Origin of the sequence: Sphaerimonospora cavernae, assembly GCF_042435035.1 — a bacterium.
Classification (GTDB): Bacteria; Actinomycetota; Actinomycetes; order Streptosporangiales; family Streptosporangiaceae; genus Sphaerimonospora; species Sphaerimonospora cavernae.
Genome location: NZ_JBHMQT010000047.1, coordinates 1 through 12063, shown reverse-complemented (window position 1 = coordinate 12063; position 12063 = coordinate 1). Strand labels below are relative to the sequence as shown.

Annotated in this window: 13 protein-coding genes and 1 pseudogene; all 14 read left to right on the top strand. The window is 68.1% G+C overall.

The window, feature by feature from the left end; translation table 11 throughout:
- Positions 1-298: 298 nt before the first annotated feature.
- Positions 299-1561: an MFS transporter gene (locus ACFHYQ_RS22235; RefSeq protein ID WP_394303065.1), complete on the top strand. Its 1263-nt coding sequence runs from the start codon at positions 299-301 to the stop codon at positions 1559-1561.
- Between the two features lie 92 nt (positions 1562-1653).
- Positions 1654-2943, top strand: coding sequence for an MFS transporter (locus ACFHYQ_RS22230; protein ID WP_394303064.1), 1290 nt, complete (start codon positions 1654-1656; stop codon positions 2941-2943).
- Positions 2944-3169: 226 nt separating this feature from the next.
- Positions 3170-3370: a hypothetical protein gene (locus tag ACFHYQ_RS22225; RefSeq protein WP_204018625.1), complete on the top strand. Its 201-nt coding sequence runs from the start codon at positions 3170-3172 to the stop codon at positions 3368-3370.
- Between the two features lie 94 nt (positions 3371-3464).
- The gene (locus ACFHYQ_RS22220; RefSeq protein WP_394303063.1) at positions 3465-4070 is read left to right on the top strand and encodes a hypothetical protein; all 606 of its coding nucleotides are present in this window, start codon (positions 3465-3467) and stop codon (positions 4068-4070) included.
- Between the two features lie 198 nt (positions 4071-4268).
- The gene (trpS, locus tag ACFHYQ_RS22215) at positions 4269-5378 is read left to right on the top strand and encodes a tryptophan--tRNA ligase (protein ID WP_394303062.1); all 1110 of its coding nucleotides are present in this window, start codon (positions 4269-4271) and stop codon (positions 5376-5378) included.
- Between the two features lie 137 nt (positions 5379-5515).
- Positions 5516-5767 carry a type II toxin-antitoxin system Phd/YefM family antitoxin gene (locus tag ACFHYQ_RS22210; RefSeq protein WP_394303061.1) on the top strand — a complete coding sequence of 84 codons (252 nt, stop codon included), beginning with the start codon at positions 5516-5518 and terminating at the stop codon, positions 5765-5767.
- A complete protein-coding gene (locus ACFHYQ_RS22205; RefSeq protein WP_394303060.1) occupies positions 5752-6159 on the top strand; it encodes a PIN domain-containing protein in 408 nt (135 codons plus the stop codon). Before ACFHYQ_RS22210 ends, ACFHYQ_RS22205 begins: the two co-directional genes overlap by 16 nt.
- Before the next feature lie 110 nt (positions 6160-6269).
- Complete coding sequence (locus tag ACFHYQ_RS22200) at positions 6270-7013, top strand: response regulator (RefSeq protein ID WP_394303059.1); 744 nt, start codon at positions 6270-6272, stop codon at positions 7011-7013.
- Positions 7010-8677, top strand: coding sequence for a PAS domain-containing sensor histidine kinase (locus ACFHYQ_RS22195; RefSeq protein ID WP_394303058.1), 1668 nt, complete (start codon positions 7010-7012; stop codon positions 8675-8677). Before ACFHYQ_RS22200 ends, ACFHYQ_RS22195 begins: the two co-directional genes overlap by 4 nt.
- A gap of 224 nt (positions 8678-8901) precedes the next feature.
- Positions 8902-9267, top strand: a complete 366-nt coding sequence (locus ACFHYQ_RS22190; protein WP_394303057.1) for a response regulator — start codon at positions 8902-8904, stop codon at positions 9265-9267.
- Between the two features lie 24 nt (positions 9268-9291).
- A complete protein-coding gene (locus ACFHYQ_RS22185) occupies positions 9292-9924 on the top strand; it encodes a sensor domain-containing protein (RefSeq protein WP_394303056.1) in 633 nt (210 codons plus the stop codon).
- A gap of 98 nt (positions 9925-10022) precedes the next feature.
- Positions 10023-10460 (top strand): ester cyclase, encoded by a 438-nt coding sequence (locus ACFHYQ_RS22180; RefSeq protein WP_394303055.1) that lies wholly within the window; start codon positions 10023-10025, stop codon positions 10458-10460.
- Between the two features lie 66 nt (positions 10461-10526).
- Complete coding sequence (locus tag ACFHYQ_RS22175; RefSeq protein ID WP_394303054.1) at positions 10527-11432, top strand: MBL fold metallo-hydrolase; 906 nt, start codon at positions 10527-10529, stop codon at positions 11430-11432.
- Between the two features lie 242 nt (positions 11433-11674).
- Positions 11675-12063: pseudogene (locus ACFHYQ_RS22170) on the top strand (peptidase M28); the annotation flags it as partial.

Genomic DNA, 12063 nt, shown 5'->3' with positions numbered 1-12063 from the left:
AGAGGACATCCCTCCTCACCTACCCCGGAGTGTCACTCACGCTGATGAAAGTCAGGCACTCCAGTTGAGAACTATAAGCGTCCACGCCACCACCCGATACCGGACCCCGGCACACCGAACACATGGCCTGCCGCCAAGCGTCTCATCTACGGACAGACACCTGGCGGCCGATCTTCCGCTGCCCAGCGAAGGCCGGTCCGAAACCAGGCGGCGGACGCCCGCGCCTTAACCAGGTGACAGGGTGCCCCGGCGGAGGAGAGCATGGACCGTTCCCTTCCGCCTTCAGCGAGGATCGGCCGTGCCCAGTCTCCGTCGTGATCTCGGCATACTCCGGGAGCGGCGCTTCGCGTTGCTGCTCTCGGCCCGGACCGTGTCGGTGCTGGGCAGCGCCTTCGCCCCGGTGGCGCTCGCATTCGGCGTCCTCGCACTGCCGGGGGCATCGGCGACGACGCTGTCGGTGGTCCTCGCGGCGCAGGCCCTGCCGATGGTGGGCTTCATGCTCATCGGTGGTGTGATCGCGGACCGGATGCCGCGTCACCGCGTGATGATGGCCGGTGAGACATTCAACGCGATCGCGTACTTCTGCCTGGCCGGGATGATGCTCACCGGGTGGACGCCGCTCCCGGCCCTGGTGTCGGCCAGCGCGGTCAGCGGCGTGGCCAGCGCCGTCATGTATCCCGCGCTCACCGGCATCATCCCCGACGTCATCCCAGCCGGCCGGTTGCAGACCGCCAACGCCCTGTTGGGCCTCGGCGCCAACATCTCCCGGGTCGCCGGCCTCGTCCTCAGCGGGATCGCTGTCGTACTGCTCGGCGGAGGCTGGGCGCTGGCGGCCAGTGGCGTGATGTTCGCCGTGGCCGGCCTGCTGATCACGATGCTGCGTCTCACTCCGTCGGAACGCTCCGGCGACGCCGGGCGGTCGGTGCTGGCCGACCTGCGCGACGGCTGGCGCGAGTTCGTCTCCCGGCAGTGGCTGTGGGTGGTGGTCGCGCAGTTCTCGATCCTGCTGATGGCGGTTGAGGCGGCGCACGGCGTGCTGGGCCCGCTGGTCGCCAAGCAGCACCTGGGCGGGGCGCCGGCCTGGGCGGCCGTCCTGACGGGGGAGGCCGTCGGCATGATCGTCGGTGTCGTTTTCACGCTCCGGCTGCGGCCCCGGCGCCCCATCCTGGTCGCGACGCTCCTCACCCTGCCCACCGCTCTGCCGTACCTGCTGCTCGGTGTGGCCGCGCCGCTGTGGACCGTGGTCCTCGGAGCGGTCGTGATGGGAGTCTGCTTCGACATCTTCGGTGTGCTGTGGAGCACCACGATGCAGCGGGAGATCCCGGCCGAGTCCCTGTCGCGGGTGAGTTCCTACGACGCGCTCGGATCCCTGATGTTCGGCCCGATCGGGCTGCTGGTGGCCGGGCCGGTCGCGATCGCGTTCGGCCCGAGGCCCGCGCTGATCGGCTGCGCGTTGATCGTCGTGCTCGCCTCGCTCGCCGCGCTGCTCTCCCCTGGTGTCCGCAGGCTGCGGGCCCCGGTCGAGGCCACGGTTCCGGCGCCGTCCCAGGCGGTCAGCTGATCAAGAGCGTTTATGATCCTCCCGGGGGACACCTCCGGCGAAGGCATCTGATTCGGGCGGGTAATGTTGCCGCCCGAAAACGGGGAGGTGGGATGGCCGGGGTCCGATCAGGCCTGAAACGACTCGCTCTCGACACCCGGCCGCTGCGCGTTCCGGCGTACCGACGGCTGCTGTTGGGGCAGGGTGTGTCGTTCATCGGCTTTCAGCTGACCGCCGTGGCGGTCAGCGGCCAGATGTTCGAGATCACCGGTTCGTCGCTCTGGGTGGGCTTCATCGGCCCGGTCAGCCTCGTCCCCCTGGTCGTCTTCGGGCTGTGGGGCGGTGCCGTCGCCGACGCGGTCGACCGCCGCCGACTGTTGCTCATCGGGTCGTCGGTGGCCTGGATCGCCACGTTCGCCCTGCTGTTCCATGCCTGGTCCGGGCTGGGGAACGGCTACCTCATCCTCCTCGCCGTAGCCGTGCAGTCGATCGGGTTCGCGATCTCCTCGGCGACCCGTGGCGCGATCATTCCCCGTCTCGTCCCGCCCGAGCGGGTGGCCGCGGCCAACACGCTGAACTTCCTGGTGAGCAGCATCGGCTCGGTCCTCGGGCCGCTGCTGGCGGGGGTCGTGCTCGCGAAAGGCGGGTACGCCACGGCGTATCTGATCGACGCGATCCTGTTCAGCGCCGGGTTCTACGCCGCCGTACGGCTGCCGCGGTTGGATCCGCTGGGTGAGATCTCCCGGCCGGGCCTGCGGTCGGTCTTCGAGGGCCTCAGTTACATCGCCACCAAGCCGATCGTGCTGATGTCGTTCGTGGTGGACATCATCGCCATGGCGTTCGCGATGCCGCGGGCGTTGTTCCCCGAGATGGCTGTGGAGAGATTCGCCGGATCGGAGATGGCGGCGGGGGGATTCGCCGGGTCGGCGGTCGCCTTCGGCTGGCTTTCCGCGGCCATCCCGATCGGGTCGGTCGTGGCGGGCCTGTTCTCCGGCTGGGTCGGCCGGGTCCGCAGACAGGGCGTGGCGCTGACGCTCGTGATCGCGTTCTGGGGAGTCACGGTGTCGGCGGCGGCGTTCGCCGAGTCGCTGTGGCTGATGGTGGTCCTGCTCGCGATGGGCGGTGCTGCCGACCTGGCCTCGGCCGTGTGGCGTCAGACGATCCTGCAGACGTACGCCCCCGACGAGTTACGCGGCCGCATGCAGGGAGCGTTCATGGTGGTGGTGGCGGGGGGACCCCGCCTCGGCGATCTGCGGGCGGGGGCGAGCGCGAGCGCGTTCGGGCTGGTTCCCGCCTGGGCGGGCGGCGGCCTGGTCTGCGCCGTCCTCGTGCTGGTGACGGGGTTCGCGGTCACCGCGTTCAGACGGTACGACGCGACGACGGAGCGGGCCGTGCCCCGCTGAGTTCGCCGATGCGTGGTCGGCAGGACTCCCGTGGGCGGGGCTCCAGCTTCATTGAGTTGTTACCCAACGATCCGCAACACTTTGGCATAGGGTTGGCCTGCCGCGGGAAACACTTAGAGTGATCTCTAGGGGACCGTGGGTGAGACTGGTTCTTGGTAGGTCGAGGTCAGTTTGGCGGTAAAACACGGATTCGGGCGGCTTGTCGAGCACCGGAAGGGAAGTCGTCATGGCACTGCTCCAGCGGGTGGCACACGAGCAGCCCGATGTGGAGGTCATCGAGTTGACGGCCGAGGAGTACGAAGCCGCGACGCGGCGGATGCTCGAGGAACTCGGGGTCACCTATGACGAGTTGGCACGACAGGCTAAAGAACGCCGGTTCGACTCCCTCAGGCACCGCAAGGTCTGGCTCCTCGTCCGCGAATACTGACGCTCGGAAGATCCACCAGGAAGCCCGCAAGTTCTGCGAGCACGTTCAGCGCACCCTCAACACCAGCGTCTGCGACAACGTCAAGATTTCCGCGATGGCCTCACCCAGGCGGCGCAACGAAGTCATCGTCGGGAGAGGTCTGAGCAGGACCGGCCTCGCCGGTGAGCCCTTCCCGCTCTGCGTCGGCGTGGGGAGTCCGGTACGCGCGTGGATGGAGCTGTCCTTCCGGTTCTGCTACGACCCTGAAGGCGAATATCTCACCGTCCTGTCCTCCTTCATTGCGATCTATGGGGACCCGGACGGGAAATTTTGCCTGTGCCACTTCGACTATGAGCGCGACAAGGCCGACGGCTATCCGGAGGCGCACATCCAGGTGTACGGCGATTCGCCGGTGCTGCGGATGCGGGGTGGCGATCTCCTCGAACGCGGCCTTCAGCGGCTTCACTTTCCCGCAGGTCACCGCCGGTTCCGCTGGTGTCTGGAAGACGTCGTCGAGTTTCTCGTCATTGAGGGCATCGTGCCCGGCAAGCCCGGCTGGCAACGGGCCATCGAACCGGGGCGCAGCAGGTTTCATGAGATGCAACTGAAAGCGGCGATTCGTCGGGACATGACGACCGCCATCGGCTACCTGGAGGAAGAGGGCTATCAGGTCATTCGCAGCGACGACCGCGTACACCTACCCCGCCAGCGGCGCCCGTGAGGGACAAGTTCGCCGCGATGACGTTATGCTGATCGCATGAATCGTGCGCTGTGTCTGAACTGGTGGCGCTCCTTCTAGGAGCGGCCATCTCACACGCGTACATGATCGGGCCGTTCGGATGGACGGCCCTTCGTGTTCTCCCCGGTCAAGGGGGTCGCCATCTGAGACGGCAGACCACTTGACGAACAGGAGAGCCGGATGACCACTCATCTCGATGCCACCACCGCAGCCGATGTTTCGGTTTCCGCGGAAGAACTCGGAGTGCCCGCCGCCCGGCGCCGCAGTGCCGTACTGGAGGAATCGATCCGCAAGGACCCCGGGCGCTTCCGGGTGCTGACCGGGGACCGTCCGACCGGGCGGCTGCATCTCGGGCACTACTTCGGCACTCTCCACAACCGGGTGCGCCTGCAGGAACTGGGGGTGGAGACCATGGTGGTCATCGCGGACTACCAGGTCCTCACCGATCGCGACGTCGCCGACCGGCTCACCGAGCACGTGGCGGACCTGGTGCTGGACTACCTGGCGATCGGCATCGACCCGGACCGATCGACGATTTTCGCCCACAGCGCGATCCCGGCGCTGAACCAGTTGCTCGTGCCGTTCCTCAGCCTGATCTCGGTCGCGGAGTTGAACCGCAATCCCACGGTCAAGGAAGAGATCTCCCAATCCCGCCAGTCCTCCGTCAGCGGGCTGATGTTCACCTACCCGGTGCACCAGGCGGCCGACATCCTCTTCTGCAAGGCGAACCTGGTTCCGGTCGGCCAGGATCAGTTGCCGCACCTGGAGGTCACCCGCACCATCGCCCGCCGCTTCAACAGGCGGTACGGCGACGGCGGGGCCACACTGTTCCCCGTGCCCGAGGCCCTGTTGTCGGCCGCTCCGCTGCTGCTGGGCACCGACGGCGCCAAGATGAGCAAGAGCCGAGGCAACGCCATCACCTTGGCGGCGAGCGCGGACGAGACGGCCAGGCTGATCCGCGGCGCAAAGACCGACCCGGGCCGGCACATCACCTACGAGCCCGCCACCCGCCCCGAGGTCTCCAGCCTGGTCCTGCTGGCCGCACTGTGTCTCGGCCGTGATCCTCATCTGGTCGCCCAGGACATCGGCGGCCGGGGAGCCGCCGCCCTGAAAAGCCTGGTCACCGAGGCCGTCAACGAATACCTGGCGCCGGTACGGCTCCGCCGTACGCAACTCGCCGAAGACCGCGGCTATGTCCGCCAGGTCCTGCGCGACGGCAACGAGCGGGCCAACGCCATCGCCGAGACCACCCTCGACGAGGTCCGCGCCGCGATGAGCACCGCCTATTGAAACGGCAGGGGACGGACGGCGATGAGGGCGGCCAGGCGGAGCCCGACCGCGTGGAGGGCCTGGATGCCGCAACCAATGGCGGAGCGCGGTATCGCGCTACGCTCGGTTTATCAGATAATCTGATTGCTGTGAAGGTGATGACTGCAACCGAGGCCTCTCGTAGTTTCGCGGTCGTTCTCGATGAGGCCGAGCGAGGAGAGACGATCGTGGTCACCCGTGGCGGACGGCGGATCGCGGTGATCGGTCCCGCCCCCACGGCACCGGGCCGCATGGTGAAGGCCTTCCTGGCCAGGAGCGCGGGGTCGTTGGACGCCGACTTCGAGTCCGATGTCGCGGCAGCGCGGGATGCGACCGACGATGAGATGAGGGATGCGTGGCCCGACGCCTGATCCTGGACACCGGGGTGCTCATCGCCGCGGAACGCGGCAGGGGCTCGTTGGACGAGGTGATCGGAGACGACGATGACGTGGCGATCGCGGCCATAACGGTGGCGGAACTGCTTGTCGGCGTAGAAATGGCGGACGAGGTTCGTCGTCCACAGCGCCAGGCGTTCGTGGACGAGGTCCTCGCACTCATTCCCGTTGAGGAGTACACGACAGATGTCGCCAGAGTCCACGCTCGTCTGATGGCGCACGTCCGGCGCCTGGGTAAGACACGGGGAGCGTACGATCTACTGATCGCCGCGACCGCCGCTGCCACGGCACGAATCGTGATCACGATGGACGCGTCCGCTGCTTTCGACGATCTACCGGGTGTGCGGGCGCAGGTCGTGCCCCGCTGAGCATCGACGAGCACTGGTACGGATGCTCCATATTGGGGACACCGGGGTGGATGACGTGGATCCTGGCTGTGTGGCACGCTTTATCCGGTAAGACCCTCGAGGAGCGGTGTATGCCGGAACAGGCTGAGGCGGAGATAACGGTCTTCCTGGTGGACGACCACGCCATCGTGCGAGTGGGACTCGCCGCCTACCTGGAGACCGAGCCGGGCATACGGGTGGTCGGGCAGGCCTCCAACGGCAGGCGCGCCCTCGATGAGCTGGCCGTCATGGAGAACCAGGACGGGCTGCCGGACGTGGTGCTCATGGATGTGCTCATGCCCGACATGGACGGCATCACGGCCACCGCGGAGATCAAGCGTCGCTGGCCGGATGTGGAAGTCGTCGCCGTGACCAGTTTCCTCGAGGAGAGCAAGATCCGGGCCGCGCTCGAGGCGGGCGCGGCAGGTTATCTCCTCAAGGACGCGGACGCAGAGGACGTCGCCGACGCCATCCGGGCCGCCCATCGCGGTGAGGTGCATCTCGACCCCGCGGCGGCCAAGGCGCTCACGGCCTCGCTGCGCTCACCCCGGCCCTCGGCCGTGGCGTCGCTCACGCCCCGGGAGCGGGAAGTCCTCATCCTGGTCGCCGGGGGCGGCACCAACCGGCAGATCGCCGCGCACCTCGGCGTGACCGAGCGGACCGCCCGTACCCACGTGTCGAACATCCTGGGCAAGCTCGGTCTCGCCAGCCGAACCCAGGCGGCCATGTGGGCCGTCAGGGAGGGCCTTGTGACGGCGGGGGGAACGGAAACCGCGGCCAGGGGAGCGGGCGCCGGGAAAGCCGGGGGGATCGGGGCTGGGGGAGCGCGTAGGTGAGCGCCGCGCCGCGCCCGGTCCGCAGCGCCCGCCTTCCCGCGACACCGCACAGCGAACCGGCCCGCCCGATCGAGGGCTCGATGGACGAGCAACTCGTCGACATCTTCTTCGACCGGGTCCCGATGGGCATCGCCGTCTTCGACGCGGAGGCCCGGCTGCTCCGCTGCAACCGGACATGGACCGGATTCCTCACCCATTACATGGGCGTTCCCGACGGTTACGCGTCTCCGGGACGGCACCTCTACGAGCTGATTCCCGAAGGGGAGGAGTCACTCGCGCCGCTGCTCGACGCGGTCTTCGCCGGGCAGACGGTACGGCAGGCCGCGCTCAGGCTCACCCACCGGTCCGTCGTGACGTACTGGGATTTCGTGTTCGCTCCGACGTTCCGTGACGGCGAGGTCGTCGGCTTCGTGGACATCGCGACCGACGCCACAGAGCGGGTTTTCGCCCATGAACGGCTTGAGCAGCGTGTTCGCGCGTTCACCCGGCTCGCCTCGGCGATGACGGTGGACCAGCCGCTGGAGGTCATTCTGCGTGGGGTGAACACGGCGGCCGGCGGGCTTCCGGGTGCGGCGGGTTCCTCCGTCGTCCTACGCGGATCCGGCGCCGGAAGCGCCGACGGCCTCGGCCCGGAGGCGTACGCGGACGACTCGTTCCCGGCCGGTTACGCCGACGCGCTGCGGCGGACCTTCGGCGATCACCCTCTCGTCACCGGTCCCGGCCGACCTCCCGGTACGACGTTGATGATGCGTGATTTCCGGCGGCGGAACCTGACCGATCCGAGGTTCGCCGCGATGTGGCCTTTCTGGGCGGACGCGCCCTGGGACGACCTCGCGGTCGTGCCGCTGACGTTCCAGGGGCGCTGCTTCGGTGAGCTGCACGTCTGTTTCCACGCCGGAGCCGAGCCGGCCGACGATGACGAGGTGTTCCTCACCGCGCTCGCCGATCAGGCGGCCGTCGCCGTACAGAACGCCGATCTGTTCGGGACGGCGCGGCAGAACGCCACGCTGCTCGAACGTCAGCGTCTCGCCCGCGAACTGCACGACTCGGTGAGCCAGGCGCTGTTCTCGATGACACTGCACGCCCGTGCGGCGCAGCGGCACCTGACCGCGGCCGGGCTCGACCCGGACGGCGCGGCGGTGCGTGAGGTCGAGCGGCTGCGCGAGCTGACCCAGGGCGCGCTCGCCGAGATGCGGGCGCTCATCTTCGAACTGCGGCCCGGTGCGCTGGCCGAGGAGGGACTGGTCGCCGCGCTGAGGAAGCAGGCGGCGGCGATCGAGGGCCGATCCGGTCTCGCGATCGAGGTGACGGGCCCACCCCGGCGGCCGCGACTGGAGCCGGAGACGGAGGAACACCTTTACCGGCTCGCCATCGAGGCGCTGAACAACGTGGTGAAGCACGCGAACGCCGCCGAGGCCGGGATCCAGGTCGGGGAAGACGGCCCGGACCTGGTCGTGTGCATCACTGACAACGGGTGCGGCTTCGATCCGGAGGCGGTGCCGCCAGGCCGGATGGGACGGCGGACCATGGGTGACCGGGCCGCGGCCGTGGGTGGAAGACTGGAGATCGTCAGCAGTCCGGGGGCGGGCACGACGGTTCGCGTACGCGTTCCGGCCGTACGTCATTCGGCCGGGAGCCGAGCGGCCGGAGTGCCGAGGGGCTGACGGCAGTCGGGCCGATCCGTACGGGCCGCCGATGCACGAGAGTGGTTCATGACATCAGCCGGCTACCGGGGACACCGCGCTCGTCGCGGCCGTGCCCAGAACTCCAAACAACCTCAGCACTCGAACCAGCATCCAAGGGGGGAAGGCGACCGTCATGTCGACCGATCGGGGGAGCCGTCGGTGCGGGCCACACGCGTCCGGGCCGGCACACGGGAGACACTCAGATGATTTCGATACTGCTCGTCGATGACGATTCACGGGTGCGGGCGGCCCTGACCACGCTGCTCGCGGGGATCCCCGACGTCGAGGTCGTCGCCGCGGTGGCCTCGACGCGCGAGGCCCACGCCGTGCTGGCGGCTCATCGGGTCGATGTCGTCATCGTCGACGTGCTCCTGCCCAGACGTGAGGACGGCATCGCCCTGATCAGGAGCCTGTCGCCGGGCCATCACGTTGTCGCGTTGAGCATCGACGGATCGAGCCGGGAACCGGCGCTCGCCGCCGGTGCGGCCGACTACGTCGAGAAGAACGGCAGTCCGGAGGACATCCTGCGGGCGTTGAACAAGGCCCGCGACCAACCGAGGGACCAGTGAAGACATCCTCCAGTAGGAGAGAAATTGAGCACCGCAGCCGCCGATTACGTCGTCGACGATGAGTGGGACGAATGGACGGTGATGAGCGGCAGAACGTGGAAGGCGACGCTGCACCTTCTCGCCGATCTGCCCATCGCCATCGCCCTGTTCTCCGGGTTCACCGTGTTGCTGACGCTGTCGGCGGCTCTGACGCCCCTCGCCGGGGCAGGTCTGGCACTCCTCGTCCTGACGCTCAACGGCGCCGCCCTCGTCGGCCGGTTCGAGCATGCCAGGGCGCGTGCTCTCCTCGACGCCACGGTCCGGGCCGACCTCGCCGTGTGCCCGCAGTCCGTACGGCAGATGCTCCGTGTCGCGGCGAGTGGCCGTGCGTGGAAGAGCTGCCTCTACACCCTCGTCATGTTCCCGGTCGGCATCGTCAACGCGGTGGTGGCCCTGCTGGGGTGGACCTCGGCGGTCGCCGCGGCGACCTCGCAGCTGTGGGTCTGGCTGCTCCCGCCCGATGCCATCGGTCTCGGGTCCGCCAACCTGCGAGGTGAGAACCCCGTGGTGAGCGTGGCCGTCACCGTGAGCGGCCTGGCGCTGGCCTTCCTCATGCCGCACATCGTCCGCGCACTGTCCGCCGTCGACGGGTTCCTGGTGCGGCGTCTGCTCGGCTGAGTCCGCGAAGGCGAGTCCGCGGACTCGAGACCGTCACCGGCCGACGGGGGGCGGAGCCGGGTCACGATAGCTTGGATAGAGGCATGAGGGGGGATCACATGCCCGATGTTCGAGATCTCGTGGACCTGGTGTTGGGCGCGCTGAACGACCACGATGTGGAGCGGGCTTTACGGCACTTCAGTTCGGACGCCGTCCTCGTGAGCCCGATCGGGGTGGCCGAGGGCCACGGGGAGATCGCCTGGTACTTCGAGCACCTGATCAAGGGATTCCCGGACCTCGGCATCACGGTGTGGCACAAGGTCACGTGCGAAGATCCCATGTTCACGGAATGGACGATGACCGGCACGCACACCGGTCCCTTCCTGCTGCCGCGGGGGGAGGTTCTCGACGGGACCGGGCGCCGGATCGCCGTCCGGGGGTGCGGAGCCTGCGCGGTGGAGGATGGACTGGTCATCACGTATCGCGACTACTTCGATCAGCTTGAGCTCTACGTACAGCTCGGTCTCTCGCTCGAGCTCGCCGGCGATCTCGTGTGATTCGACGAGCAGCGAGGTTATTTGTAGCGATATGGGTAGCTCTGTCGGAAGGCAGGGGGGGACGAGATGCCCGATTCAGCAGACGCGAGCGTGTTCTTCATCGGAAACGCCACGATGATCATCCGTTGTCACGGGTTCACCCTGCTGACCGACCCCAACTTCCTCCACCGCGGTCAGCGGGCACACCTCGGTTGGGGACTCGGCACGCGTCGCCGTACCGACCCGGCCATCGACATCGACGAACTGCCCCCGATCGACCTGGTCGTCCTGTCTCACATGCACGGTGATCACTGGGACGATGTGGCCCGGGACGGCCTGGACAAGGACCTGCCGATCGTCACCACCCACCACGCGGCCCGGCGGTTGCGGCGCCAGGGATTCCACCGAGCCGTCGGCCTGGACACCTGGCAGGAGCACCGCGTGCACCGGGGAGACCGGCAGCTGAAGATCACCGCCACACCGGCCAGGCACGCCCCGGGCCCCGCGCGGCGACTCCTGCCGCCGGTCATGGGCAGTGTCCTCGACTTCAGCGGTGACGTCAGCGGTGACTTGGGTGGTGACCTCGGCGGTGACGGAAGGGGTCGGAGCGGAGGGCCCGATGGCGGGGGACGGACGGACCTGCGCCTCCACATAAGCGGCGACACGATCATGCACCCGTGCCTGTCGGAGATCCCACGGCGCTTCCCGGACATCGACGTGGGCATCGTGCATCTCGGCGGCACCCGCGTCCTCGGCATGCTGGTTACGATGGACGGTGTTCAGGGAGCCGAGTGGCTCCGGCTGATCAAACCGTTCACCGCGCTGACCGTTCACTATGACGACTATGAGGCGTTCACCTCCTCGCTCACGGATCTCCAGCGGAACGTCCGGCGTCTGGGGCTGTCCCACCTCGTGCACTACCTGATGCGCGGTGAGACCTACTCGCTCCCGCTGCGCCGGCCCGGCCTCGGGCATCTCCCGCGCGCCTTCTGAGGCGCGCTCTGACCCGGGTGAGGTCCCGGCTTTCTGCCGTGATCGCCGGGCATAGCGGCTGATACATACCAGGCGTCAATACTTGACGCCTGGTTTCGCATTCAATGGGGCTTTTTCCGAGATCGATCTATATCTCTAAGTTATAGAAAATTGGAGGGTATTCCGTAGGCGCTCTTGGTGCCAGCTTGGGGTCCGGTCCGTTCTTTCGGACTTTCACCCCCCATGCAGAGGAGTCACCAAGAGTGAATCCCAGGAAGAGGTCAGGGGTCGTCGCGGTGCTCGCGGCGGTCACCATGACCACGACCTCGCTGACGGCGGTCACCGCCGCCTCGGCGGCGCCCAACACGGCGGCCGACACAGCGGCCGTCCGGGCCCAGGAGCCCGCACCGCCGGCGTTCGCTCCGCCGAACGCCCAGCAGAGCAAGAGTGCCATCGCCAGCGCCGACAAGGCCCTCGCCGGGGACACGGCGGCGCTGTACAAGTCGGCCGATGACGAGTTCAAGCTGGTACGGAGCATCGCCGGCACCCGCGGCCTGCAGTACCTGAGCTACCAGCGCAGCTACCGCGGCCTGCCCGTCTACGGCGGCGACGTGATCGTGGCCACCGACAAGACCGGCCAGAGCGTCGACAC